The 25,905-nt window shown below is 71.6% G+C and carries 24 protein-coding genes; 15 read left to right on the top strand and 9 right to left on the bottom strand.

Going from position 1 to position 25,905, the window contains the following annotated elements; genetic code table 11:
- Positions 1 to 198 precede the first annotated feature (198 nt).
- The 4 genes from hutU (at position 199) to hutI (ending at position 5,853) form a co-directional block, all read left to right on the top strand.
- Complete coding sequence (gene hutU / locus ACMTAK_RS30085; protein WP_413809078.1) at positions 199 to 1,860, top strand: urocanate hydratase; 1,662 nt, start codon at positions 199 to 201, stop codon at positions 1,858 to 1,860.
- Between the two features lie 158 nt (positions 1,861 to 2,018).
- Positions 2,019 to 3,206, top strand: coding sequence for an allantoate amidohydrolase (locus ACMTAK_RS30090; RefSeq protein ID WP_413813036.1), 1,188 nt, complete (start codon positions 2,019 to 2,021; stop codon positions 3,204 to 3,206).
- The gene (locus ACMTAK_RS30095) at positions 3,203 to 4,618 is read left to right on the top strand and encodes a formimidoylglutamate deiminase (protein ID WP_413813037.1); all 1,416 of its coding nucleotides are present in this window, start codon (positions 3,203 to 3,205) and stop codon (positions 4,616 to 4,618) included. Before ACMTAK_RS30090 ends, ACMTAK_RS30095 begins: the two co-directional genes overlap by 4 nt.
- 56 nt (positions 4,619 to 4,674) lie before the next feature.
- Positions 4,675 to 5,853, top strand: a complete 1,179-nt coding sequence (gene hutI / locus ACMTAK_RS30100) for an imidazolonepropionase (protein WP_413809079.1) — start codon at positions 4,675 to 4,677, stop codon at positions 5,851 to 5,853.
- Between the two features lie 116 nt (positions 5,854 to 5,969).
- Here the strand turns inward: hutI and ACMTAK_RS30105 are convergent, their stop codons facing one another.
- Positions 5,970 to 6,917: an RNA polymerase sigma factor SigF gene (locus ACMTAK_RS30105; protein WP_413809080.1), complete on the bottom strand. Its 948-nt coding sequence runs from the start codon at positions 6,915 to 6,917 to the stop codon at positions 5,970 to 5,972.
- A 253-nt stretch (positions 6,918 to 7,170) separates the two neighbouring features.
- On the opposite strand from ACMTAK_RS30105, the gene ACMTAK_RS30110 reads away from it, so the two are divergent.
- From ACMTAK_RS30110 to ACMTAK_RS30135, 6 genes are all read left to right on the top strand, one after another.
- Complete coding sequence (locus ACMTAK_RS30110; RefSeq protein ID WP_020870782.1) at positions 7,171 to 7,539, top strand: STAS domain-containing protein; 369 nt, start codon at positions 7,171 to 7,173, stop codon at positions 7,537 to 7,539.
- A 183-nt stretch (positions 7,540 to 7,722) separates the two neighbouring features.
- Positions 7,723 to 8,250: an ATP-binding protein gene (locus ACMTAK_RS30115; protein WP_413809081.1), complete on the top strand. Its 528-nt coding sequence runs from the start codon at positions 7,723 to 7,725 to the stop codon at positions 8,248 to 8,250.
- Between the two features lie 208 nt (positions 8,251 to 8,458).
- The gene (locus tag ACMTAK_RS30120) at positions 8,459 to 9,226 is read left to right on the top strand and encodes an LPXTG cell wall anchor domain-containing protein (protein WP_413809082.1); all 768 of its coding nucleotides are present in this window, start codon (positions 8,459 to 8,461) and stop codon (positions 9,224 to 9,226) included.
- Positions 9,227 to 9,252: 26 nt separating this feature from the next.
- On the top strand, positions 9,253 to 10,290 hold the full coding sequence (locus ACMTAK_RS30125) for a COG1470 family protein (protein ID WP_413809083.1): 1,038 nt from the start codon (positions 9,253 to 9,255) through the stop codon (positions 10,288 to 10,290).
- A complete protein-coding gene (locus ACMTAK_RS30130) occupies positions 10,287 to 11,354 on the top strand; it encodes a hypothetical protein (RefSeq protein WP_413809084.1) in 1,068 nt (355 codons plus the stop codon). The genes ACMTAK_RS30125 and ACMTAK_RS30130 overlap by 4 nt, the downstream gene beginning before the upstream one ends.
- Before the next feature lies 1 nt (position 11,355).
- Positions 11,356 to 12,762: a hypothetical protein gene (locus ACMTAK_RS30135; RefSeq protein WP_413809085.1), complete on the top strand. Its 1,407-nt coding sequence runs from the start codon at positions 11,356 to 11,358 to the stop codon at positions 12,760 to 12,762.
- 141 nt (positions 12,763 to 12,903) lie between these two features.
- Here the strand turns inward: ACMTAK_RS30135 and ACMTAK_RS30140 are convergent, their stop codons facing one another.
- A complete protein-coding gene (locus tag ACMTAK_RS30140) occupies positions 12,904 to 14,430 on the bottom strand; it encodes a peptide MFS transporter (RefSeq protein ID WP_413809086.1) in 1,527 nt (508 codons plus the stop codon).
- A gap of 325 nt (positions 14,431 to 14,755) precedes the next feature.
- Here ACMTAK_RS30140 and ACMTAK_RS30145 point away from each other — a divergent pair, with 325 nt between their 5' ends.
- Both ACMTAK_RS30145 and ACMTAK_RS30150 read left to right on the top strand, forming a co-directional pair.
- Positions 14,756 to 15,436, top strand: a complete 681-nt coding sequence (locus ACMTAK_RS30145; protein WP_020870789.1) for a response regulator transcription factor — start codon at positions 14,756 to 14,758, stop codon at positions 15,434 to 15,436.
- Positions 15,437 to 15,458: 22 nt separating this feature from the next.
- Positions 15,459 to 16,709 (top strand): ATP-binding protein, encoded by a 1,251-nt coding sequence (locus ACMTAK_RS30150; protein WP_413809087.1) that lies wholly within the window; start codon positions 15,459 to 15,461, stop codon positions 16,707 to 16,709.
- Between the two features lie 58 nt (positions 16,710 to 16,767).
- Here ACMTAK_RS30150 and ACMTAK_RS30155 read toward each other — a convergent pair whose 3' ends face one another.
- A complete protein-coding gene (locus ACMTAK_RS30155) occupies positions 16,768 to 17,298 on the bottom strand; it encodes a GtrA family protein (RefSeq protein WP_413809088.1) in 531 nt (176 codons plus the stop codon).
- A gap of 162 nt (positions 17,299 to 17,460) precedes the next feature.
- On the opposite strand from ACMTAK_RS30155, the gene ACMTAK_RS30160 reads away from it, so the two are divergent.
- The 3 genes from ACMTAK_RS30160 (at position 17,461) to ACMTAK_RS30170 (ending at position 20,570) form a co-directional block, all read left to right on the top strand.
- Positions 17,461 to 18,603 (top strand): 5-(carboxyamino)imidazole ribonucleotide synthase, encoded by a 1,143-nt coding sequence (locus ACMTAK_RS30160; RefSeq protein ID WP_413809089.1) that lies wholly within the window; start codon positions 17,461 to 17,463, stop codon positions 18,601 to 18,603.
- Positions 18,600 to 19,124: a 5-(carboxyamino)imidazole ribonucleotide mutase gene (gene purE, locus ACMTAK_RS30165; RefSeq protein WP_413809090.1), complete on the top strand. Its 525-nt coding sequence runs from the start codon at positions 18,600 to 18,602 to the stop codon at positions 19,122 to 19,124. Before ACMTAK_RS30160 ends, purE begins: the two co-directional genes overlap by 4 nt.
- A gap of 225 nt (positions 19,125 to 19,349) precedes the next feature.
- Positions 19,350 to 20,570 carry a dipeptidase gene (locus tag ACMTAK_RS30170; RefSeq protein WP_413809091.1) on the top strand — a complete coding sequence of 407 codons (1,221 nt, stop codon included), beginning with the start codon at positions 19,350 to 19,352 and terminating at the stop codon, positions 20,568 to 20,570.
- Positions 20,571 to 20,586: 16 nt separating this feature from the next.
- On the opposite strand, the gene ACMTAK_RS30175 is transcribed toward ACMTAK_RS30170, so the two are convergent.
- From ACMTAK_RS30175 to ACMTAK_RS30200, 6 genes are all read right to left on the bottom strand, one after another.
- Positions 20,587 to 20,955 carry a VOC family protein gene (locus ACMTAK_RS30175; RefSeq protein ID WP_413809092.1) on the bottom strand — a complete coding sequence of 123 codons (369 nt, stop codon included), beginning with the start codon at positions 20,953 to 20,955 and terminating at the stop codon, positions 20,587 to 20,589.
- A 127-nt stretch (positions 20,956 to 21,082) separates the two neighbouring features.
- Complete coding sequence (locus ACMTAK_RS30180; RefSeq protein WP_413809093.1) at positions 21,083 to 21,826, bottom strand: cupredoxin domain-containing protein; 744 nt, start codon at positions 21,824 to 21,826, stop codon at positions 21,083 to 21,085.
- Positions 21,823 to 22,389 carry a YceI family protein gene (locus tag ACMTAK_RS30185; RefSeq protein WP_413809094.1) on the bottom strand — a complete coding sequence of 189 codons (567 nt, stop codon included), beginning with the start codon at positions 22,387 to 22,389 and terminating at the stop codon, positions 21,823 to 21,825. Before ACMTAK_RS30185 ends, ACMTAK_RS30180 begins: the two co-directional genes overlap by 4 nt.
- A gap of 84 nt (positions 22,390 to 22,473) precedes the next feature.
- Entirely contained in the window at positions 22,474 to 23,571 is a 1,098-nt protein-coding gene (locus ACMTAK_RS30190; protein ID WP_413809095.1) for a cupredoxin domain-containing protein, read from the bottom strand.
- A gap of 50 nt (positions 23,572 to 23,621) precedes the next feature.
- Positions 23,622 to 25,034, bottom strand: coding sequence for a copper resistance CopC/CopD family protein (locus ACMTAK_RS30195; RefSeq protein WP_413809096.1), 1,413 nt, complete (start codon positions 25,032 to 25,034; stop codon positions 23,622 to 23,624).
- Complete coding sequence (locus ACMTAK_RS30200; RefSeq protein WP_413809097.1) at positions 24,977 to 25,672, bottom strand: hypothetical protein; 696 nt, start codon at positions 25,670 to 25,672, stop codon at positions 24,977 to 24,979. The genes ACMTAK_RS30195 and ACMTAK_RS30200 overlap by 58 nt, the downstream gene beginning before the upstream one ends.
- Between the last annotated feature and the right edge of the window lie 233 nt (positions 25,673 to 25,905).

Consider the following 25,905-nt stretch of genomic DNA (forward strand, 5'->3'; position numbering starts at 1 on the left):
GCTACCCCGTGGCCGGGGCGGGTTGGCCGCGACCAGCACGGTGAGCCCGTGCCGCTGAACCACCTGGACGTATGCGGAGCCCCACGGTATTGACTAGTCATATTCATTCGCATCAAGATGTGAATAACTCGATCCAGTCGATGCGGTCGACGTAGTCGATGCAGTCGAACCAGTTGATGGCACAGGGAGGCTTGGCCCATGACAGGACCGCGACCCGTACGGGCGCCGCGTGGTGCAGAGCTCAGCGCCCGGGGGTGGCAGCAGGAAGCCGCCCTGCGGATGCTGCAGAACAACCTCGACCCGGAGGTCGCCGAGCACCCCGACAAGCTCGTCGTCTACGGCGGCACCGGTAAGGCGGCCCGTGACTGGCGTTCGTTCGACGCCATGGTCCGCACCCTGCGCACGCTGAAGCAGGACGAGACGATGCTGGTCCAGTCGGGCCGCCCGGTGGGCGTCATGCAGACCCACGAGTGGGCACCGCGGGTGCTGATCGCCAACTCCAACCTCGTCGGCGACTGGGCCAACTGGGAGGAGTTCCGCCGCCTGGAGGCGCTGGGTCTGACCATGTACGGCCAGATGACGGCGGGCTCCTGGATCTACATCGGCACCCAGGGCATCCTCCAGGGCACGTACGAGACCTTCGCCGCGGTCGCCGCCAAGAAGTTCAACGGCACCCTGGCCGGGACGATCACCCTCACCGCCGGTCTCGGCGGCATGGGCGGCGCCCAGCCGCTGGCGGTCACGATGAACGACGGCGTCGCGATCTGCGTCGACTGCGATCCGCGCGCCATCGAGCGCCGTATCGACCACCGCTACCTGGACGTCCGCGCCGACAGCCTGGACCACGCGCTCCAGCTCGCGACCGAGGCCCGGGACGCCCGGCGCCCCCTGTCGATCGGCGTGCTGGGGAACGCGGCCGAGCTGGTCCCGCAGCTCCTCGCGATGAACGCCCCGATCGACATCGTCACCGACCAGACCAGCGCCCACGACCCGCTGTCGTACCTGCCGGTCGGCGTGGACTTCGACGAGATGGCCTCGTACGCCGCCGAGAAGCCCGCCGACTTCACCCAGCGGGCGCGCGAGTCGATGGCCAGGCATGTGGAGGCCATGGTCGGCTTCATGGACGCGGGCGCCGAGGTCTTCGACTACGGCAACTCCATCCGCGGCGAGGCCAAGCTGGCGGGCTTCGAGCGCGCCTTCGCCTTCCCCGGCTTCGTCCCCGCCTACATCCGGCCGCTCTTCTGCGAGGGCAAGGGCCCCTTCCGCTGGGCGGCCCTGTCCGGCGACCCGAAGGACATCGCGGCCACGGACAAGGCGATCCTGGAGCTCTTCCCGGAGAACGAGTCGCTGGCCCGCTGGATCAAGATGGCGGAGGAGCGGGTCCACTTCCAGGGGCTGCCCGCCCGGATCTGCTGGCTCGGCTACGGCGAGCGCGACAAGGCGGGCGAGCGCTTCAACGAGATGGTCGCCGACGGCACCCTGGCGGCGCCGCTGGCGATCGGCCGCGACCACCTCGACTGCGGCTCGGTGGCCTCCCCGTACCGCGAGACCGAGGCCATGCTGGACGGCTCGGACGCGATCGCCGACTGGCCGCTGCTCAACGCCATGGTCAACGTCGCCTCGGGCGCCTCCTGGGTCTCCATCCACCACGGCGGCGGCGTCGGCATGGGCCGCTCGATCCACGCCGGCCAGGTCACGGTCGCCGACGGCACGGCGCTCGCGGGCGAGAAGATCCGCCGCGTCCTGACGAACGACCCCGGCATGGGCGTCATCCGCCACGTGGACGCGGGCTACGACCGAGCGGACGAGGTAGCGCAGGAACGCGGCGTGCGAATCCCCATGAGGGAGACGGATAAGTGACCGTTGTGGGCAATCGTTCCGCGGAGGGGGCACCTCCCGGCGGTAGCTGGGGGAGGGACGGGTCGGCACAACCCACCCACCGGGCCGCACCCGCGCACGAAACGGAGGCTGAGACGGGCGTGGGCGCACCCCGCACGACCGGCGCGTCGTTCCACGACATGTGGCGCGACCTGGCGCCCATCGGCCGCGACACAACAACGAACGGCTACCGCCGCTACGCCTGGACGGAAGCGGACGCCGACTGCAGAACGTGGTTCAAGGAGCAAGCCCAGAACCGTGGCCTCACCTACGAAGTGGACCGCAACGGCAACCAATGGGCCTGGCTGGGCGACCCCACCGCGGGAGACGCCGTCGTCACCGGCTCCCACCTGGACTCCGTCCCCGACGGCGGCGCCTTCGACGGCCCGCTGGGCGTCGTCTCCTCCTTCGCCGCCCTCGACGAGCTACGAGCACGGGGCACCCACCCCACCAAACCGCTCGCCATCGTCAACTTCGGCGACGAGGAGGGCGCCCGCTTCGGCCTGGCCTGCGTCGGCTCCCGGCTCACGGCGGGGCAGCTCCCCCGGGACCAGGCGTACGCCCTGCGGGACGCGGACGGGCTGAGTCTCCCCCGGGCGATGGAGCGCGCCGGTTACGACCCGGACGCCATCGGCCCCGACCCGGAGCGGCTGGCCCGTATCGGCGAGTTCGTCGAGCTCCACATCGAGCAGGGGCGCGCCCTCGCCGACACTGACGACCCCGTGGGCGTCGCCTCCGCGATCTGGCCGCACGGCCGCTGGCGGTTCGACTTCCACGGCGAGGCCAACCACGCCGGGACCACCCGGATCGAGGACCGCCGCGATCCGATGCTCACCTACGCCAACACCGTCCTCGCCGCCCGTAAGAAGGCGAAGCTCGCCGGGGCGCTGGCGACCTTCGGCAAGGTCGGCGTCGAGCCCAACGGGGTCAACGCCATCGCGAGCCTGGTCCGCGGCTGGCTGGACTCGCGCGCGGCCGACGAGGAGACCCTGGCCGCCGTGGTCGGCGAGATCGAGCGCGCCGCGGTCGAGCGCGGACAGCGCGACGGGGTGGACGTCCGGGTCACCCGGGAGTCCTTCACCCCGGTCGTGGAGTTCGCCCACGATCTCCGGGACCGACTGTCCGGGCTGCTCGGCGGCGTCCCGATCCTCCCCACCGGGGCCGGACACGACGCCGGCATTTTGTCCGCGTCGGTTCCGACGGCCATGCTGTTTGTAAGGAACCCCACCGGCGTCTCGCATTCACCCGCGGAGACGGCGGGCGAGGACGATTGCCTCGCCGGTGTGGCCGCGCTCGCGGAGGTACTGGAGGGCCTGGCGTGTCACTGACGGCGCAGACGTACTGGGCGGAGCACGCCTGGGTGGACGGAAGCGTGCGGTCGGACGTGGTGATCGTGGCCGCGGCCAATGGGCGGATCACGGCGGTGGTGCCCGGGAGTCCGCGGCCACCCGCCGGGTCGGTCACCCTTCGTGGCCTGACGCTCCCCGGCCTGGCCAACGCCCACAGCCACGCCTTCCACCGGGCCCTGCGCGGTGTCGTCCAGGCAGACGGCGGGGCGAACGGCGAAACCGGAGGCGAGGCGGACGGCCCGCCCGACCAGCAGCGCAACGGCGGCGCGCCGGACTCCTTCTGGACCTGGCGCGAGGTGATGTACGGCGTCGCCGACCGGCTGACCCCGGACAGCTACTTCGAGCTGGCCCGTGCCGTCTACGCCGAGATGGCCATGGCCGGGATCACCTGCGTCGGGGAGTTCCACTACCTCCACCACGCACCCGGCGGCGCCCGCTACGGCAACCCCAACGCGATGGGGGAGGCCCTGATCGCGGCCGCGGCCGAGGCCGGTATCCGGATCACCCTGCTCGACACCTGCTATCTCTCCTCCGGTTTCGGGGCCGAGCCCAACGAGCACCAGCTGCGCTTCTCCGACGGCACGGCCGAAGCCTGGGCCGAGCGGGTCTCCGGGCTGAAGGGCGACGGCAACACTCGCATCGGCGCGGCGATCCACTCGGTGCGGGCCGTCCCCGTCGACCAGCTGGCGACCGTGTCCGGCTGGGCCGACGAGCGTACGGCGCCGCTGCATGTCCACCTCTCCGAGCAGACGGCGGAGAACGACGCCTGTGTGGAGGCACACGGCTTCACCCCCACCCGGCTGCTCGCCGACCACGGGGTGCTGGGCCCGCGGACCACCGCCGTGCACGCCACCCATCTCACCCCGGGCGACATCCGGCTGCTCGGCCACGCCGCCACCGGCGTCTGTATGTGTCCGACCACCGAGCGTGACCTCGCCGACGGGATCGGCCCGGCCGTCGAGCTCCAGAGCGCTGGCTCACCGCTCTCGCTGGGCAGCGACAGCCATGCCGTGATCGACATCCTGGAGGAGGCCCGCGCCATGGAGCTGGACGAGCGGCTGCGCACCCGCGCCCGGGGCCACTGGACCGCGGCCCAGCTGCTGCGGGCGGCCACCGTGGACGGTCATGCGGCGCTCGGCTGGGGCGCGGAGGCGGGCCGGATCGAGGTGGGCGCGCTCGCCGACCTCACCACGATCGCGCTGGACTCGGTGCGCACCGCGGGGCCGCCGCCCCGGCTGGGCGCGGAGACCGCCGTATTCGCGGCGACCAGCGCGGATGTCCGGCACACCGTGGTCGGCGGCCGCCATGTCGTACGGGACGGCGCCCATCAGCTCGTCCCGCGTGTGCCGCAAGCGCTGGCCGAGGCCATCGAAGCCCTGCACGGACCGTGATCCGGCCGCTGCCGGCACCGCTACCGGCACGGCCGACGAAGGAGAGCACCCCCACGATGACGACCGCGACGCCCACGACGGCCATCACCGACATCGCCACTCTGGTCACCAATGACCCCTCCCTCGGTGAAGGCCCCCTCGGTCTGATCCGGGACGCGGCCGTCGTCATCGACGGCGACCGCATCGCCTGGGTCGGTGAGTCCAGCAAAGCACCCGCCACCGACAACCGGGTCGACGCCGGTGGCCGGGCCGCCATTCCGGGCTTTGTGGACTCCCACTCCCATCTGGTCTTCGCGGGCGACCGGACCGAGGAGTTCAACGCCCGGATGTCCGGCCGCCCCTACAGCGCGGGCGGGATCCGCACCACCGTGGCCGCCACCCGCGCCGCCTCGAACAACGTGCTGCACGCCAATGTCGGCCGCTATGTGGCCGAGGCGCGCCGCCAGGGCACCACGACCGTCGAGATCAAGTCCGGCTACGGGCTGACCTCGCAGGACGAGGCCCGCGCCCTGACCATCGCCGGTGCCCACACCGACGAGGTGACCTTCCTCGGGGCGCATATCGTCGCCCCCGAGTTCGCCGACGACCCGGCCGCGTACGTGGATCTGGTCACCGGCCCGATGCTGGACGCCTGCGCCCCGCACGCCCGCTGGATCGATGTCTTCTGCGAGCGGGGAGCCTTCGACGGCGACCAGGCCCGTGCCGTCCTGACCGCGGGCAAGGAGCGCGGGCTGATCCCGCGGGTTCACGCCAACCAGCTCTCCTACGGCCCCGGGGTGCGACTCGCGGTCGAGCTGGGCGCCGCCTCGGCCGACCACTGCACCCATCTGACCGAGGAGGACGTCGACGCGCTGGCCCAGGGCGAGACGGTGGCCACCCTGCTCCCCGGGGCGGAGTTCTCCACCCGCTCGACCTATCCGGACGCGCGCCGGCTGCTCGACGCGGGCGTCACGGTCGCCCTGTCCCCGGACTGCAACCCGGGCTCGTCCTTCACCAGCTCCATGCCGTTCTGCGTCGCCCTGGCCGTACGGGAGATGGGGATGACGCCGGACGAGGCGGTGTGGGCCGCGACGGCCGGCGGGGCGCGGGCCCTGCGCCGTACCGACGTGGGCCGGGTGAGTCCGGGCGCCCGCGCTGATCTGGCGCTGCTGGACGCCCCGTCCCATGTGCACCTCGCCTACCGCCCCGGCGTGCCCCTGGTCTCGGCGGTGTGGCACGAGGGCACCCTGATCTGACGGCACGGCAGGGACCCGTACAGGCGCCGCAGGGCACACGGATCAAGTGCGGGGCACACGGATAAGGGCCCGTCCCGGGCGATCCGGGGGCGGGCCCTTATTCGTCTGCGGAGGCGTCACTCCTCGATCATCAGACCCTTGCGGAGCCGACGGAGGGTGCGCGACAGCAGCCGCGAGACATGCATCTGGGAGATGCCCAGCTCCTCACCGATCTCCGACTGCGTCATATTGGCCACGAAGCGCAGGGAGAGGATCTTCCGGTCGCGGGCGGGCAGATCGGCGATCAGCGGCTTCAAGGACTCGACGTACTCGATGCCTTCGAGCCCGTGGTCCTCGTATCCGATCCGGTCCGCCAGCGCGCCCTCGGAGTCGTCCTCCTCCGGCTGGGCGTCCAGCGAGCTCGCGGTGTACGCGTTGCTCGCGGCCATGCCCTCGACGACCTCGGACGGGCTGATGTCCAGCCGCTGGGCCAACTCGCTGACGGTGGGGGCGCGGTCGAGCCGCTGGGCCAGCTCGTCGCCGGCCTTGGCCAGGTCGAGACGGAGCTCCTGGAGGCGCCGCGGCACGCGCACCGACCAGCTGGTGTCGCGGAAGAAGCGCTTGATCTCACCGACGATCGTCGGCATCGCGAAGGTCGGGAACTCCACGCCCCGGCCGGGCTCGAAGCGGTCGATCGCCTTGATCAGGCCGATGGTGCCGACCTGGACGATGTCCTCCATCGGCTCGCTGCGGGAGCGGAACCGGGAGGCGGCGAACTTGACCAGCGCCAAGTTGAGCTCGACCAGGGTGTTACGCACATAGGCGTATTCGTGGGTGCCTTCCTCCAGCACCTGGAGACGTTCGAAAAGGGTCTTCGACAGAGCCCTCGCGTCTACTGGTGCTACCGTGTCATAAGGAGGTATTTCCGGCAGATCGGACAATTCCGGCAGTTCATCAAAGAGGTGGCCAACGGTCGCCGGGGCGTCAACGTCGGGGGTGAACTGCTCGGGCAGGGGGGCCGACGAAACGGTGGTCCGAGTACTCCCCGAGGGTTCGGTACGCGTGTCGTCGAGGCGGGGTGACATAGTCTCCTCCATCGTTCTTCGGCATATGGCTGCCGGTGCCATAACGTGCTGCTCCGGTGAGCGGCGCCTCCAAAGCCGGGCCGTAAGCGGGTGTGACTCTCTACGCCTACCTGCATCGGCCACCAAGTGGCAAGTCCACGTTGTCCATATTTGCCGAACTATGCGAAATGTTCGGCTACCAGAGCGGCGGGTGGAAGGCGTAGGGTTCGATGCGCGCAATCGAAAGCAACGAGACGCCAGAAGAGGTGCGCAGATGGACCGCGGGATGGTCGGCAGCGCCAGCAAGGGCCGACTTCAGGTCGAGGTTCGGCACCACGGGGCGAGTGCGGTCGTCACGCCGGCGGGTGAGCTGGACCACCACACCGCCGAGGTGCTGCGCGAGCCGCTTGAGAAATGCGTGGAGGGGGGACGTGTCCGGCTGGTGGTGGACTGCTCGAAGCTGGAGTTCTGCGACTCCACCGGGCTCAATGTCCTCCTCGGTGCCCGGCTCAAGGCCGAGGCCGCGGGCGGCGGCGTCCACCTGGCCGGGATGCTGCCGATCGTTGCCCGGGTATTCGAGATCACGGGCGCGGACGCCGTCTTTACCGTGCATGAGTCGCTTGATGCCGCTCTTGTCGAGTGACATAGCTCACTCCTGTTTCCGGCATGTCATCGATGGGTCATCGATGCGTTGCCCGCGTCACATCGATGGGGCGGAAGTAGTGGGTGTTCTCACGCTATGGCCGGGCAGGAGACAGGCTGAAACTGTTGAAGAGATCAGGTATCCCTTGTCCCTGAATCGGTGAATCGGTGAGGTGAAGCGCTGATGAGCACCACGCGGCCGTACCCGCCGGGCGACCGCGGCCCGGACCCGGACGGCCCCGCCGCTTCGGCCTCCCCACCGCCCCCCCCGACCGCCGGCGCCCCTCCGGTCGCCGGTCCGACCCGCCAGGTCCGCAGACTCCATCTGATCGGTGCCAGCGGGGCCGTGCCGCGCGCGCGCGACTTCACCCGCCAAGCGCTGCGCGACTGGGGGTGGCTTCCGGCCGCGACCGCCGACCACCGGGCCGCCGCCGAGGATGTGCTGCTCGTCGTCTCCGAGCTGGTCACCAACGCCTGTCTGCACGCCGACGGCCCTGAGGAGCTGCGCGTCAGCTGCAACGCCAAAGTGCTCCGGCTCGAGGTCGTGGACCTCGGCACCGGTACGCCCGCGCCGCGCACCCCGCACCGCGCCGGGCGGCCCGGCGGCCACGGCATGTTCATCGTCCAGCGGCTGTGCCTGGACTGGGGGGTCGTGCGGAACGTGGAGGGAACCGGCAAGACGGTCTGGGCCGAGCTCGCCGCGCCGGGCTGAAGAGCACGGCTCCGGCGCCACGATCCCCGCCTTCACTCACCCCTCCCCCCCGCCCCACGATCCCGCCTTCGCTCACCCCTCCCCCCGCCCCACGCCGATCCGGCGTGCTCTTTGTCTTCCCTTGGCAAGGTCCCCGGCGTACCGTCAGCGCCCAATCTGATGTGCCGTCAGTTACATTCGGCTGCGGCGCTTGACGAGAGGGGATCTCGTGGTGTCCCACAACCAACGCCGTCCGGCCGGCCGTGGCGGCGCCCTCACGCTCGCGGCGGCCCTGGCCGGCTCCGTGGTGCTGCTCACCGCCCCGGCCGCGCACGCCGCCACTGTGGACGTCGACTACAAGTGCAAGACGCCGATCGGCGACAAGAGCGCCGTATCGCCCATCGACATCAAGAGCGTCGCGAGCGGCGGCTCCTACAAGCTCACGATGTCCTTCCAGAAGGGCGTCTCCTCCAGCCCCGTCGAGCTCGGCAAGGGTGCCATGCACCCCAGCGCGCTCATCAAACTGGGCGGAGCGGAGAGCGGCACCGTATCGGTGTCGGGCCCCACCAACGACAAGGCCATCCCCGCCAACACCCCGATCAAGATCAGTGACCTGTCGGGCACCTACACCCCCAAGAAGAGCGGAAAGGTCACCTTCACCGCCTCCACCCTCACCATCAAGGCGCTGGGCACGACCACGACCTGCACCCCCGGCAACAACCCCAAGCCCTCGCTGACGCTGGACGTCAAGGCCGCGGGCGGCGGCGGAGACTCCGGCTCCACCGGCGGTTCGGGCAGTACGGGCGGTACGGGTGGTACGAGCACGGGCGGCTCGGACGGATCCGGCGGAGCGCAGGGCGGCTCCGGCAACGACCAGTTGCCGCAGACCGGACCGACGGACTCCGCCGTCGCGCTCGGCACCCTCGGCGGCACGGTGCTGCTCGCCGGAGTGGCCGGGGCGCTCTGGCTGACCCGCCGTCAGCGTCCCACGCCCTGACGCGCGCGGCAGCCGAGGAGCCGCCGATGCTGTCGCGTATCCGTGCAGCGGTCCATGCCGTCATCCGCCCTGCCGTACGCCCGGCCGTATGCGGGGCCGTGCGGGCAGCCGTACGCGGGGCCGGGCGGGCAGCCGTACGTCCGGCCGTCCGTCGAGCCGTCCGCGCCTGTGCCCCGGTCCTGCTGGCCGCGTCCCTGGTGAGCCCCGTGCCGTGGGCCTCCCCGGCGGCCGCCGCCGGGCCCGACTGGTCGGCGGCCCCCGCCGCCGGGGGCGGCGACGCACCGGGCGCGGGCGACCGGCCGTACATCTACCTCGAAGGCGGGCCCGGCGCCGTCCTCGAGGACAAGCTCTCGGTCACCAACCGGAGCGAGCACCCCCGCACCGTCCGGCTGCGCGGCGGCGACGGCGCCCGGATCGCGCTCGCCGAACGGCGGGTGACGGTGCCGCCCCGCACCCGCGCCGACATCCCCTTCACTGTCACCGTCCCCTCCGACGCGGTGCCCGGTGAGCACCCCGGCGCGGTCATGGTCTCCTCCGGCGGCCGGGAGATCGCGGTCCGGCTGCGGCTGCGGATCAGGGGCGCGACGCTGTCCGCCCTCTCCGTCGAGGACGTGACGGTCCAGGACCACGGTGGCGGGGCGGCGATCCGCTACGCCCTGGTCAACCGCGGCAACACCGTGCTCACCCCACGGCTGGCCGTACGCGCCGACGGGCTCTTCGGCCAGGTGCTGCGCCGCGGCCCCCGCACCCTGCCGGTCGAGCTGCCGCCGGGCAAACGGATCAGGCTCACCGAGAGCTGGCCGGACCCGCCCGCCCTCGACTCGGTGGACGTCACGCTCACCGTCACGGCGGGCGGGGGCGCGCACGCCTCGGCGACCGCCGGTTACACGGCCGTCCCCTGGTGGCTGCTCGCGCCGGTGGCGACCGCCTTGGCGGGCGCCGGGGGAGGCGTCTGGCTGCTGCGCAGACGACGACGCCGACGCCGCACACCGCGATCGCAGCCGCAGCCGCAGCCGGAACCGCAGCCGCAACCGCAGCGCACAGGGGCAGGAGCGACCACGTGAACGCACGCCGACACCCAGGCACCCCGGCCCGGCCCTCCGCCGTGCTCACCGTGCTCGCCCTGGTCCTCCTCACCCTCGGCGCGCCCCTTACGGGCGGCGCCGCGGCGGCCGAGGGCCCGGCCGCCAAGGTCTCCAAGGCCGAGGCGGGCACGGGCGGCACGGTCACCGTGACCGGCACCCGCTGGCGGCCGCGTGCCCTGCTCACCCTGCTCATCTGCGGGCAGAACATGATCGGCGGCACCAACTCGTGCGCCAACGGCGACGGCAGGGCGGCCACCGTCGGCAAGGACGGCACCTTCACCAAGAAGCTGCCGGTGTCCGAGCCACCCAAACCCTGTCCCTGTGTCATCCATATAGCGACCGTCACCGGCGAAGCCGCCGCCGCGGACGTGGCGTTCAAGGTCGCCGGGCATCCGGTCGCGCCACTGCCGAAGGAGCGGACCGGAGGCGAGCGGCTGAGCGTGCTATCGGCCCGGCTCGACGGCTCCAGCGGGCTGCTGACCTGGTTCGGCGCACCGCCCAGGCGAAAGCTCGTGGTCACCGTCGGCAATCTCGGCTCGACCCCGGCCCGCGACCCGGTCTTCGAGGTGGGCAGCTCGCACGGCGTCTTCGCCCCCTCCTGGGAGGAGCAGCGCTGGCGGGGAACCATCCAGCCGGGCAAGAAGGCCCAGGTCAAGCTGGATGTCGAACTGTCCGCCGGGGCCCATGGCGACTATCTGGTCTCACTGCGCTACGGCCACAAGCTGCTCGTCGAACAGCCGTGGGCGGTGGGACGGCCCTGGGGCGTCACGCTCTTCTGGGTCCTGCTGTGCGTGGTGGTCTCGGCGACGGTCTTCCGGATCGGCATGGCCGTCGTGGACAAGGTACGGCCCCGTACGGCCAGGACCGTGCCACCACCGCCCCCGTTCCCGCCCTCGTCGCCGCCGTCCGGACCGGCCGCGGCGGACGGCGCACCGCCGGCGCTGCCCTGGTTCACCCCGGACACCGCGCCGGAGGCTCGGCCGCACCACCAGATTTCCGCACCGACCGAGGAGATCCGACCGACCCCGAAAGGAACCACGTGAGATGCGACCAAGAGTGAGTGCGGCGGCCGTCGCGCTGCTGCTCGGCGGTGTGGGCGTGCTGCTCGGCGCGGGCAGCGCGGAGGGCGCCGAGGTCTCGTACAAGACCGAGTGCTTACCGCCCCCCATCTCCGGTCTGCCCCCGGTGGAGGGCACCACGACCGTGGCCGTGACGGCACCGGAGACGGCCAAGGTCGGGGACGAGGTGGAGGTGGTGTGGAAGACGGTGCAGGCCGCCTCCAAGAACCCGCCCATCCTCGACCTGGAGGCCAACACCGTGCTGCCGACCGGCACCGTCACGGTGGGCGGTGCCCAGACCGGCGAACTGGCCATGGAGGGGCCGCGGGAGAACCCGGCGATCCCCAAGGGCGGTGAGATGAAGCTCTCCGACATGAAGGGGAAGCTGAAGCTCACCAAGGCGGGAGAGGTGACGCTGACGCCCGGCGGCTACAACATCAACGTCAGCAAGCCGCTGTCCACGGACACCAAGTGCTCGGCGAAGGAGGACGTCAAGGCCGCCGTGACCATCAAGGTGACGGACGGCGGCAGCGGTCCGGGCGGCACGACGAGCGGTACGACGAGTGGCACCACGAGCGGGACGACCAGCGGTACCACGAGCGGCACCACCAGTGGTACGACGAGCGGGACGACCAGCGGCACCACAAGTGGCACCACGAGCGGGACGACCAGCGGGACGACCAGCGGCACCACCGGTGGCGGGGGCGGCGGAGATGATGCGTACACCGGCAAGGAGGTTCAGGTCGCCTACGCCTGCAAGACCCCCATCGGCGACAAGAACGCGACCTCCCCGGTGCAGATCAACGCCACCAAGAGCGGCGGGAACTTCGAGCTGACCGTGAAGTTCGGCAAGTCCGTGATGGACAGCCCGGCCGACATCCCCGCCGATTCGGTCAAGCCGTCGATGGCCGTCAAGGTCGGCGGTGCGGACAAGGGCACCGTGGCCGTGACGGGGCCGACCAACAAGGAGCCCATCAAGTCAGGCGATCCGATGGAGATCCCCGACCTCACCGGCACCTACAAGCCGGGTGCGAGCGGCAAGTCGACGCTCACCCCCGGCGTGCTGACGGTCAAGGCGCTCGGTACGACCACCACCTGTACCCCGTCCAAGGACCCCGGCGCCTCGCTGGAACTGGACACCACCGGCCAGCCCGGCGGCACCACCGGCGGTGACTCGACCGGCGGCGGCAGCGGCTCCGGGGGCGGCACCTCCGGCGGCGGCGGTTCGGGCAGCAGCGGCGGTTCGGCCACCAGCGGCGGGCTCGCCGACACCGGTGCCAGTGACCACGGCGGGCTGAAGGCGCTCGCCCTGATCGCCGGTACCACCGTGCTGCTCGGGGGCGCCATCTTCACCCTCACCCCGTGGCGCAAGCTGCGCGGCACCACCCGCTGAACACCGGTCCCCGGGCAATGGCGAGGGGCCCGGCGCGGATCTCCCCGCGCCGGGCCCCTTGTGACCCTCTTACGGACGTCAGCGGACGTCTTACGGACGTCAGTGGACGTCTTACGGACGTCAGTGGACGTCTTACGGACGTCAGTGGACGTCGGCCATCAACGCCACGACCTTCCGCCGGTACATGAAGACCGCGAAGCCCGCGAGCGCCGCCACCGTCGCCTCCAGCGCGATCACCCCGCCCCCGCTCAGGTCGACCCCGGCGATGGACAGCAGCCCCGTAACGCAGTCGCCCGCGGTCACGGCCAGGAACCACACGCCCATCATCTGGCTGGCGTACTTCGCCGGTGCCATCTTGGTGGTCACCGACAGGCCGACCGGCGACAGGCACAGCTCACCCATCGTCTGGATCATGTAGATCGATACCAGCCACAGCGGGCTGACCTTGGTCCCGTCCCCGGCCATCCCCATCGGCACGACGAAGACAAAGAACGAGGCACCGACCAGGACCAGGGCCATCGCGAACTTCAGCGTGGTGTTCGGCTCCCGGTCACGCCGCGCCAGCCACAGCCACAGCCAGGCGAAGACCGGCGCCAGCGCCATGATCATCAGCGGGTTGACGGACTGGAACCACGAGGACGGGAAGTGCAGCCCGAAGATCGTGTCCGCGGTCTTGGAGTCGGCGAAGGCCGACATCGTCGAACCGCCCTGGTCGTAGATCATCCAGAACACGGCGGCGGCCACGAAGAACCAGATGTAGCCGCTCACCTTGGTCTGCTCGACCGCCGAGAGCTCCCGGTCGCGCTTGATCCGGATCAGCACCCCGGTCGGGATGATCAGGCCGAGGATGGTGATCGGGATCAGCACCCAGTTGAGGGTCCAGCTGCCGCTGAGCACCACGCCGGTGTAGAAGACGGCGGCCACGATCAGCCAGATCATCGCCTTGCGCAGCCAGGAGCGGCGCTCCTCGGCCGCCAGCGGGGTCGGGACGACGCTGCTCTCCGCGTTCAGGTGGCGGGTGCCGACCAGGAACTGGACCAGCCCCAGCGCCATGCCGAGGGCGGCGAGGGCGAAGCCCAGGTGCCAGTTGTACGACTGGCCGACGGTGCCGATCACCAGGGGAGCGGCGAAGGCACCGAGGTTGATGCCGATGTAGAAGATGGTGAAGCCGCCGTCCCGGCGCGGGTCCTGCGGACCGTCGTAGAGCTGGCCCACCATCGTCGAGATATTGGCCTTGATCAGGCCGGAGCCGAGCGCCACCAGGCCGAGACCGGCGAAGAAGGTCGCCTGGCCGGGGACGGAGAGCGCCAGATGCCCGGCCATGACGACGCCGGACGCGATCACCACCGTCTTGCGCGGACCCCAGACCCGGTCGCCGAACCAGCCGCCCGGCATGGCCAGCAGATAGACCATGGCCAGGTACACCGAGTAGATGGCCACCGCGTTGCCCTCGGTCATCCCGAGTCCGCCGCCCTGCCCGCCGTCCTTGGCGTCCGGGCCACCGGAGATCAGATAGACCACGAGGAGGGCCCGCATACCGTAGAAGCTGAACCGCTCCCACATCTCGATCATGAAGAGAGTGGCCAGGCCGCGGGGGTGGCCGAAGAAGGTTTTGCCGCCGGCAGGGGTCTCCTGCGCGGTGGCGCCCTTCGTCAGGCTGGACGCCATGGTGGTTTCCTTGTGTGCTCAGGGAGCGCTGCCAGACGGGGCCAGCGCCCTGTGGGGGGATGGCTGAGCGACTGAGCGGCCGGGCGCGGCCGGGCCGGTTGTGCCGACCTCGTCCCGCTCCGGACATGACAGAGACCTTTGGGTGCGTCGTCGCCACCAAAGGCCCCGGAGGAGTGCTGCAGACGTTGTTTCACCATACGACACGTTCTTGACACCTTTGGGACGGTGAGAGATACCTCACGGGCGGGGTGTGCAACCTTCCGTGCTCCGTCCGTCGCGCCGTACGCGCCCCGTGCTCCGACCTCAGCGGACTACCATCACCCCCATGACCCGAGTACTGCTCGCCGAGGATGACGCATCCATCTCGGAGCCGCTCGCCCGCGCCCTGCGCCGCGAGGGATACGAGGTCGAGGTGCGTGAGGACGGACCCACCGCGCTCGACGCCGGTCTGCAAGGAGGCGTCGATCTGATCGTCCTCGACCTCGGCCTGCCCGGGATGGACGGGCTCGAGGTCTGTCGTCGGCTCCGTACGGAGGGCCATGGCTTTCCGGTGCTGGTGCTCACGGCCCGCGCGGACGAGGTGGACACGGTGGTCGGCCTGGACGCCGGTGCCGACGACTACGTGACCAAGCCGTTCCGGCTCGCCGAGCTGCTCGCCCGGGTCCGGGCGCTGCTGCGGCGCGGCGCCGTCGAGACGCAGCAACAGCAGCCGGCCACTCATGGGGTGCGGATCGACGTCGAGTCGCACCGCGCCTGGATGGGCGACGAGGAGCTGCAGCTGACCGCCAAGGAGTTCGATCTGCTGCGGGTCCTGGTGCGGGACGCCGGGCGGGTGGTCACCCGCGATCAGCTGATGCGCGAGGTGTGGGACACCACCTGGTGGTCCTCCACCAAGACCCTCGACATGCACATCTCCTGGCTGCGCAAGAAGCTCGGTGACGATGCGGCCAACCCCCGTTATATCGCCACCGTCCGCGGCGTCGGCTTCAGATTCGAGAAAAGCTGACCAGAGCTGACACGGTAGGGCAATGCGCCGTCGCTTGATCAACTCCACTCTGGCCGTGGTGCTCGTCGTCATCGCGGTCTTCGGCCTGTCGCTGGTCATCGTCGAGACGCGGACCATCGAGAACAGCGCCCAGGAGAGCGTGAGCTCCGATGCCGTGCGCCTGGTCAGCATCGTCGACAGCAGGCTGCTGGGCGGCGAGGGGGTCACCCCCAGGGTGCTGCGCGAGCAGATCGAGCCCGGCCGCTACGCCGTGATCAGGATGCCCGACCACCGCACGGTGGAGATCGGCAAGCGCCCCACGGGCAGCGTCATCTCCGCCGAGGAGCCGGGGGAGCAGGGCGAGAACGTCCGGGTCGAGGCGTCCCGCTCCACGGTGAGCCGCGAGATCGGCCGCACCATGCTGATCATCCTCGCCGTGGCGCTGCTCGCCGTGCTCGCCGCGGTGGCCCTCGCCGTACGCCAGGCGCACCGGCTCTCCGCCCCGCTCACCGATCTCGCGGAGACCGCCGAGCGGCTGGGCTCCGGGGACCCCCGGCCGCGCCACCGGCGCTACGGGGTGCCGGAGCTGGACCGGGTCGCCGATGTCCTGGACGCGAGCGCCGAGCGCATCGCCCGGATGCTCACCGCCGAGCGGCGGCTGGCCGCCGACGCCTCCCACCAGCTCCGTACACCGCTGACCGCGCTGTCGATGCGGCTGGAGGAGATCACGCTCACCGACGACCCGGAGACGGTCAAGGAGGAGGCGACGATCGCGCTGGGCCAGGTGGAGCGGCTCACCGACGTCGTCCAGCGGCTGCTGACCAATTCGCGCGATCCGCGCAGCGGCTCCGCGGTCGCCTTCGACCTGGACGAGGTCGTCAAGCAGCAGATCGAGGAGTGGCGCCCGGCCTCGCGCAGCGAGGGCCGCGCCATCGTGCGCTCGGGCAAGAAGGGGCTGCGCGCGGTGGGCACCCCGGGCGCGGTCGCGCAGGTGCTGGCCACGCTGATCGAGAATTCGCTGATGCACGGTGACGGTACGGTCGCGCTGCGTACGCGCGTCACCGGCAACCAGGCCGTGGTGGAGGTCTCCGACGAGGGGCCGGGGGTGTCGCCGGACCTGGGGGCGCGGGTCTTCGAGCGGACGGTCAGCGGACGCAACTCCACGGGGCTGGGGCTCGCTGTGGCGCGGGACCTGGCGGAGGCGGACGGCGGCCGGCTGGAGCTGCTCCAGCAGCATCCGCCGGTGTTCGCGCTCTTCCTCAGCCGGGAGGCCGAGGACCCCTCGCCCTCCTGAGCGGCCCTGCCGCGTCGCTGGGCCGCCCTCCTGAGCGGCCCTGCCGTGCCGCTGGGCGCTACTTCCGGACCACCGGCTGCTTCCGGGTGGCCTGGGCGGGCGGCGCCTCGGACAGGAAGGCCTCCGCGCGCTCGACGGCCTCCCGCGCGGGCAGCGTCCGGAACACCCAGGTCCGGTAGGACCAGAAGCGGAAGAGGGTGCCCAGGCCGATGCCGAGGAACTTGAACACATTGCTCTGGAGTGAGCTGTCCCACCCGAAGCCATATGTGGCGGTGTAGAGCACACCGTTCTCGATGATCAGGCCGATGGCGCTGAACAGCAGAAAGAGGCTGAGCTCCTTGGTGCGGCCCTGCTTGTCGCGGTCCCGGTAGGTGAAGTACCGGTATCCCAGGTAGTTGAAGCAGGTGGCGACCACCGTGGCCACGATGCTGGCCCGCACCACGGGGAGTTCGGTGACCCCGCGCACCAGGTTGAACACCGCGAGATTGACGAAGACGCCGGCACCGCCGACCACCCCGAACTTCGCGATCTCGCGGGCCAGTTGCCCCATCCGGGCACGCAGCCCACCGAGTGTGCTCCGTTCACTCATGGTGATCGTTCAGCCCCGTCCCGTCGGCGTCATCAATCCCCCCATGCTAACCAGCGGCCGCGCCCCGCGCCCTTCAGGTCGCGAGGCCGGGCCCGGCGGAATATGTGGAGGTTCCTCCAACGCAGGTCAGGGCCGGTCGAAGGGGGAAGTTACCCTGGGAGGGTGACATTCCCGGTAGTCGGCATGGTCGGCGGCGGCCAGCTCGCCCGTATGACCCATGAGGCGGGCATCCCCCTCGGCATCAGGTTCAAGCTGCTCAGTGACAACCCCCAGGACTCGGCGGCCCAGGTGGTCAGCGATGTCGTCATCGGCGACTACCGCGACCTGGACACCCTTCGTGCTTTCGCACAGGGCTGTGATGTGGTCACCTTCGACCACGAGCATGTCCCGGCCGAGCATCTGCGCGCCCTGGAAGCGGACGGCGTGGTCATCCGCCCCGGAGTCGAGGCGCTGCTGCACGCCCAGGACAAGGGTGTGATGCGCGAGCGGCTGCGTACGGCCGGTGTGCCGTGCCCCCGCCACCGCATCGTGGCCGACCCCGAGGACGTGGCGCGCTTCGCGGAGGAGGAGGGCGATGGATACCCGGTCGTCCTCAAGACCGTGCGCGGCGGCTACGACGGCAAGGGCGTCTGGGTCGTCCGCGGTGTGGCGGACGCGGCCGAGCCGTTCCGCGCGGGCGTGCCCGTCCTCGCCGAGGAGATGGTCGACTTCGCCCGCGAGCTCGCCGCCAATGTCGTACGGTCCCCGCACGGCCAGGCCGTCGCCTACCCCGTCGTGGAGTCGATCCAGGTGAACGGGGTCTGCGACACCGTGATAGCCCCCGCCCCCGGCCTCTCCGAGGAGCTGGCGGGCCAGGCGCAGGAGATGGCGCTGAAGATCGCCGCCGAGCTCGGGGTGGTCGGCCATCTCGCGGTCGAGCTCTTCGAGACCCGCGACGGCCGGCTGCTGGTCAACGAGCTTGCCATGCGCCCCCACAACTCCGGCCACTGGACCCAGGACGGCGCCGTCACCTCCCAGTTCGCCAACCACGTACGCGCCGTGCTCGACCTCCCGCTGGGCGACCCGCGCCCGCGCGCGCGGTGGACGGTGATGACCAATGTGCTCGGCGGCGACTACCCCGACATGTACGCGGCGTATCTGCACTGTATGGCGCGCGACCCGGCGCTCAAGATCCATATGTACGGCAAGGACGTGAAGCCCGGGCGCAAGGTCGGCCACGTCAACACCTACGGCGACGACCTGGCCGACGTCCGCGAGCGCGGCCGCCACGCCGCCGACTACCTCCGAGGGACCATCACCGAATGAGCGCTCCTGTGATCGGCATCGTCATGGGCTCCGACTCCGACTGGCCCGTCATGGAAGAAGCGGCCAAGGCCCTCGACGAGTTCGAGGTCCCGTACGAGGTGGATGTCGTCTCGGCACACCGCATGCCCCGCGAGATGGTCGCCTACGGCGAGAACGCGGCGGACCGCGGCCTCAAGGCGATCATCGCCGGCGCGGGCGGCGCCGCCCACCTCCCGGGCATGCTCGCGTCCGTCACCCCGCTGCCGGTCATAGGGGTGCCCGTACCGCTGAAGTACCTCGACGGCATGGACTCCCTGCTGTCGATCGTCCAGATGCCCGCGGGGGTCCCGGTGGCCACCGTCTCCGTGGGCGGCGCCCGCAACGCGGGGCTGCTCGCCGCCCGGATCCTGGCCGCGCACGACGCCGGGCTCCGGTCCCGGATGTGCGAGTTCCAGGACGAACTCAACGCCCAGGCCACGGAGAAGGGCAAGCGCCTGCGCGCGAAGGTGGACGGCGCGGGTTCGTTCGGCTTCGGCCACTGAGCCCCTCCGGGGCAACTCCAGTCCCTCCGGACAACTCCCAGCCCCTTCGGGCAACTCCCAGCCCCTCCGGCGTTTGAGGAGCGGGGGCCTGGGGGCGGAGCCCCCAGTTTCGGGAAGGGGCGGGGTGGGGAAAGCCCGCCGCAGGCGCCCCCACCCGTAGGCGCCCCCACCCCACACGCGCCCACAACACGTGACTTCGGCCGCGCCCCACGCGAAACTACGAGGATGACCGATCACCTCGCGCAAGCCCACGACCTGCTGGCCACCCACCCCATCGTGGACGGCCACAACGACTTCCCCTGGGCCCTGCGCGAGCAGGTCCGCTACGACCTCGACCAGCGCGACATGGCCACCGACCTCACCGCCTACACCCACACAGACCTGCCCCGCCTACGGGCGGGCGGCGTAGGCGCCCAGTTCTGGTCGGTATTCGTCCGCTCCGACTTCCAGGGCGACACCGCGGTCAGCGCCACCCTCGAACAGATCGACGTCGTCCGCCGGTTCACCGACCGGTACGCGACCGACCTGCGCCCAGCCTTCACCGCCGACGACATGGAGGCGGCCCGGACCGAGGGCCGGATCGCCTCCCTCATGGGCGCCGAGGGCGGCCACAGCATCAACTGCTCCCTGGCCACCCTGCGCACCCTCTACGACCTCGGCGTGCGCTATATGACGCTCACCCACAACGACAACGTCCCCTGGGCCGACTCGGCGACCGACGAGCCGAAGGCACACGGCCTCACCCGATTCGGCGAGGAGGTGGTGCGCGAGATGAACCGCCTGGGCATGCTCGTCGACCTCTCCCATGTCTCGGCCGACACCATGCGGGACGCGCTCCGGGTGACCGAGGCGCCCGTGGTCTTCTCGCACTCCTCCGCGCGCGCCGTCTGCGACCATCCGCGCAACATCCCCGACGACGTGCTGGAGTCGCTGCCCGCCAACGGGGGCGTGGCGATGGCCACCTTCGTGCCCAAGTTCGTGCTGCCCGAGGCGGTCGCCTGGACCCGGGAGGCGGACGAGAACATGCGCGCCCATGGGCTGCACCCGCTGGAGATGACGCCCGCCGCGATGAAGGTGCAGCGCGCCTTCGAGGAGGCCAACCCGCGCCCCATGGCCACCGTGTCGACCGTCGCCGACCACCTCGACCACATGCGCGAGGTGGCGGGCATCGACCACATCGGCATCGGTGGCGACTTCGACGGCACCGCCTTCACCCCGGAGGGCCTGGGCGATGTCGCGGGCTATCCGAACCTGGTGGCCGAGCTCCTCGACCGCCGCTGGTCACCGGCCGACCTGTCCAAGCTGACCTGGCAGAACGCGGTCCGTACGCTGCGCGGCGCAGAGGACGCGGCACGCGCGGCGCACACCACGCGCGGCCCGTCCATCGCGACGATCGACCAACTGGACGCCGCCGAGCAGGATCCCGAGCCGGACGCTGCCGAGTAACTGAACGGCACCGGTTTCAGGGACGGATCAGGCAGAAGGGGTGCCCCGCCGGGTCGGCGAAGACGCGGAAGTCCCGCTTCCCGCCCTCGTCGTCGAGGTCCAGCGCACGGGCCCCCAGCGCCAGCACCCGCTCCTGCGCCGCCGCCATATCGGTCACCCGCAGATCGAAGTGCAGCTGCTGCGACTCCTTCGCCGACGGCCAGCTCGGTGCCACGAAGCCGGGCGCCTCCTGGAAGGCCAGCCGCGTCCCGTCGGGCAGGTGGAGATCGACCCACGGCTTCCCCTCGTTCTCGATCTCACCGCCCAGCACCTGCTGGTAGAAGTGGGCGAGCGCGGTGGGGTCGGGGCAGTCGACGGCGGTGACGATCAACTTGGCGATGGCCATGGCTCCTCCTCGGGTCCCGTCCCGGGTTGACCGAACGGGACCCCCCCAAACCGCCCGCTCCCGTCGTGTGCTCCTTATCGCCTGCTTCCGTCGTGCGCTCCTTACCGCCCGCTCCCGCCGCGTGCGCTCAGGAGCCGGCCGAAGCTCCCCCGCCGTCTGCCGCGCGGGCAGCCGCGGTGCGCGAGCCGACCAGCAGTAGACACAGCACGGACACCCCGGCGACCGCCCCGGCCAGGGCGAGCAGCGGGTCCACGGAGCGCGCCGCTCCGGCGGGCACCGTGGCCTGCGGTGGCGGGGCGGCGTTCGGAGGCGCGCTCGGGGCGGCGGCGGATGGCGCCCCCGCGGCGGCGGAGGTGCTCGCCGCGGGGCTCCCCGAGGACGGGGCAGGGCTGGGACTCTTCGCCGACGACCCCGTCGCCGGGGCGCTCGTCCGTGCCGCCGCGCTCGTACGGGGCGCCGCCGGGGCCGTCGGCGGATGGGTGCCGCCGTGGGCGTGTGTCGGCGCGGCCGTGGTGGCCGGGGCGGCGGGCTTGACCACAAGGCTCCCGGTCATGCCCGGGTGCACCGTGCACAGATAGCCGTAGCTTCCGGCCGCGGTGAAGGTGAAACTCCAGGTCTCGCCCTTGTCGAGCATGGGGGAGTGGATCGCGGCCGGGCCCGAGGTGGTCTTCACATCGTGCGGGGCGGTGTCCTGGTTGACCCAGGTGACCGTGTCCCCGACCGAGATGGTGAGCGTGCGCGGCCCGAACGCGTAGCCCTTCATGACGACCTGGTGCGTGGCGGCCGATGCTTCGCCCGCGGTCAGCGACACCACCCCGAGCGCGCTCAGACCGGTGGCCACGACGGCGCCTGCCGCCCGGAGCGCCCTCATGAGAACTCCGCGGCGACGAGCAGCCGCAGGCGTCCCGCCGGCGCGGTGCGCGGCAGCGTGAAGCCGGTCGCGCGGCGCAGCGGCCGGTACGGGAGCTCGGCGGCGCCGATGACGAGCAACTGGTCATCGGCCCGGCGCACCACCCGCAGCCGGAGCGTGGTGGCGAGCGGGACGCCACGCAGTTCCAGATCGCCCGGAACCTCCAGGCGTTCGCCGCCGTCGACGGGTTCGACGCCCTCGGAGCGGAAGACAAGGCTCTTGTGCCGCTCGGCGTAGAGCCCCCGGCGGCCACGCAGCCTGCTGTCGCCCAGCAGTCTGCCGGTGCGCAGCGAGCCGCTGTTCACCTCGATGCGCATGCCACACGCGGCGGGGTCGGCGTCGACGGTCAGAGCCGCGCCGGTCGGCGCCAGCCGTCCGCGGAGCGTGACGAACGGGCCGAGCCGCGCGGTGAGTTCGACGATGCCGCGGCCCGGCGCGACGGTGTAGGTGCCCGGACGCGGTAGCCAGTCGGGACCGGTCTCGGGTGGTGGGGCGGGGGTGATGGGCAGGGTCTGGGTGGTCATACCGGTCTCCAGAGGAGGGAGCGAGGGGCTATGGTGCGGACGGCGGCGGGCCGGCCGACTGCGACTCGGCCGGCCCGCCGTTCGTCAGCAGCTACCGGTGACGTAGTCCTCGGTGGGCTGGAGCAGATGCTCGGCCCAGACGGTGTGCATCTTCACGTAGCTGTCGAGGTTGAGCGCGTCCTGGATCTGCTGACCCAGGGACTCTTCCAGATGCGCGGTCTTGACGTGCTGGAGGACGACGGAGAGCGTCTTGTCGGCGGTCGCGCCGCCGTCCTCGACGACCGGGTTGAGGATGCTCTCCACCCACACGGTGTGGGTCTTGATGTACTGGTCGAGCTGGAGGGCGTCCTGTACCTGTTCGCCGGGGGAACGCTCCAGGTGGGCCGAGTTCAGGTGCCGCAGGATCGGCATCAGCACCTTGCGGACGTCGGCGCACTGGCTGTCATCGCCGCCCGAGCCGCCGGTGCCGCCCGATGAGTCGCCGCCGCCCATGCCGCCGTCGCCGCCGGAGTCACCGCCCGAAGTACCGCCGGAGTGGCCGCCGCCGGTGCCCCCGGAGTGGCCGCCGCCGGTCCCGCCGGTCCCGCCGGTCCCGCCGCCGGACGTGCCACCGTCGCCCGTACCGCCGCCGGTTCCGCTGCCTGTACCGCCCCCGCCTGTACCGCCCCCGCCCGTACCGCCGTCGCCCGAGCCGCCGTCGTCCGCGAGGACCGTGATCGAGGCCGTCATGTCCGGGTGCACCGCGCAGTAGTACTCGTACGTGCCGGGAGTGGTGAAGGTGTGCGACCAGGAGTCGCCCTTGTTGAGCGTCCCGGAGTCGAACTTCTTCGGACCCTTGGTGGTGGTGACCGTATGCGGGGCCTCGTCCGAGTTGGTCCACTGCACCGTGTCACCGACGTGCACCGTCAGCTTCGCGGAGCCGAACTTCATGTCCTTGATGTCGACCTTGTAGTCGGCCGCCGCGGCGGGCTGCCGAGCGGCGACCGGTTGCGCCGCCTGCTGGGCGGCCGCGGGGGCCGGGGCGGCCGTCGTTCCGGAGGCCGCCGACTGGATCAGCCCCAGGCACAGCACGGCGGAACCGGCCGCGGCCAGCCCGCCCGCCAGCAGGGCCCGGTTGCCGAATCGGGAGCGGGGGCGCTGGCCCGGCTCCCGTACCGCCTGTGCGGTGTCGTTGTCGCTCATGGTCTCGCGAACTCCCTTGGAATGTCGGGGGATGGGAAACAGATGCCGGTTCAGCGGCCGGGATCGGACGTGACCAGCAGACTCGTCGCCGCGAGTACGACGAGGACGAGCCCCGTCTCCGCGGCCACCGAGTAGCCGAAGGGCCGCACGGAGGCGGCGTCGCCGCGCAGCAGCACGGCGATGTCGAGGCGGTTGCGCACCCACAGCCGGCTGCTCTGGGCGACCAGCAGCGTGGCGAGCAGGACCGCCACCTTGAGCAGCAGCAGCTGTCCGTACGCGGTGTGCAGCAGTGCGCCGAACGAGCCCACCACCTGCCAGGTGAGCACCAGTCCGGCGGCGGCGATGGCGGTCACGCTCACCGCCGCCAGCGTCGAGTAGCGGGGCACGACCGCGGCCAGCTCCTCGGGGCGGCGCCGCGGCAGGACGGCGACCGCGAGCATGGCCAGCCCACCGATCCACAGGGAGACGCCGAGCAGATGCACCAGGTCGGCGGTGGCTCCCCAGCCCGGTGCGGCGCCCTCGGAGCTGTGGCCGGACATGCCCGCCGTACGCAGCAGGCCGAGCGCGACGGCCGCCGCGCCGACTCGCCAGCCCGGCGAGCGGGCGGCCCGATCGCCGCCCTGGAGTACGGCCGCGAGGACGACCGCGGCCAGTACCCACAGCAGCCCGCGGGTGGCCAGGACGACGCCGACGTCGGTGTCGAGGATGTCCCGGTACGAAGCGGAGGAGAGTACGTCACCGAGTCCGCCCATCGCGACGTACGCCCCCTGGAGGCCCCACGCGGCGACGGACGTCAACAGTCCGCACAGCCAGGATCCCGTCAGCAGGGCCCTGGCCCGCCGGTCCGCCGCGCCCCGCGGCCACAGTAGGGCGACGAACGCCAACCCGCCCACGAACAGGGCCAGGGACAGATAGCCGAACCAGCGGGCGGTGACCAGCCCGCGGTGCACCGCGGGCGACGGCCCGGTGGGCGCGGCCTGCGCCATGGAGCCGTGCTGCGCGGGGTGGCCGTGAGGCGCGGCCTTGTCCTTGCCCGTACCGGCGGCGAACCGGAACCGGAGGTGCCCGGAGCTGGCGTGGCCGTCCTGGTCGTCGACCGCCCGCCAGGTCAGGTCCACCCGGCCGTGCCGGGGGGCGGCTTTCTCGCGGAGGACGGCGGTGACGGTGTCCTTGCGGCCGTCGGCGGCCGGGCTCACCGGCAGCCGGGTGCCGTCCGCCGTGACCCGTATCTCGTGCGGGTCCACCGGCTCGCTGAATGTGAGGGTGACGCGGGCGGGTGACTGGTGGAGTGAGGCCCCGTCCCGGGGTGTGGAGTCGCGCAACTCGGTGTGGGCGGCGGCGGCCGGGGCGCAGAGCAGGACGGCGAGGAGCGCGAGCAGCACCGCCGGGAGGCCGCGCCGGGCGGTCATGACGTCCCCGGCGAGGACGAGGACGATGTGGCCGAGGGCGCGGGCACACGGCACCCGCCCAGGGGATCGGCCGGCTGATCGGCGGGTTTCTCAGCTGATTTCTCAGCCGGTTTCCCGGCCGATGGACCGGACGGTGCCGCTGGCGATGTCGCCGGTGCCTCGGCACCCTGGCCGGAGAGCAGGTCGAGCACGCCGAACACGGGCGCGCTGACGTGCTTCAGCAGGGGTTCGAAGAGATGCACCGATCCGTCGTTGCACGGTTCGTCGTCCCCCTGCCGGCCGTCGTCCGGAGCGGAGGGAGACGGTGAGGGGGTGGAACCCGGCGGTTCCGTGTGGCCGTTCCCGGCGTGGTGGTCCGTTCCGCCACCGTTCCCCGGGTTCCCGCCGCCGTCGTCCACCGGCAGCGTGACGGCCGGCGGCAGGGCGACGGGATCGCCGCCGCCGGGGTCCGGGGCCACGGGCGCGGCGGGCGGTTCGGCGGGGGGTGTCGGGGAGTCTTCGGGCGGGCCGGGGCTGGGTGGTGCGCTGGTGGCGGGCGGGGCGGGTGGGGTGACGGTCGCTTGGGCGTCGGCGGGGGTGCCGCCGATGCCCGAGGCGTAGCCCAGGACGACCACGACGGCGCCGACGAGCGCACCCGCCACGATCTCGTCACGATGATCCCCGGGCCAGACCGCCCTGGTGAAGAAGGGCATGGAGCCCCCTCCTGGCATGGTCCGTTCAATGGCGAGCCATCAGTGGACAGGAGCGGGGATTCGCCGCGACTACGCGTCAGTTAATCGCTGATTGCCGACCTCTCTTCCGGGAGGACCCCGGCTGTGAGATGGGGTCATAGGCAGCGACACCTCGCATCGTGCCGCGTGGAGGAATACCGGACCGCGTGGAGGGCCTGTGAATGCGAACGGCCGTACGCGTCCGGCCCCGTCCC

Origin of the sequence: Streptomyces lacaronensis, from assembly GCF_047337785.1 — a bacterium.
GTDB classification, from domain to species: domain Bacteria; phylum Actinomycetota; class Actinomycetes; order Streptomycetales; family Streptomycetaceae; genus Streptomyces; species Streptomyces lycopersici.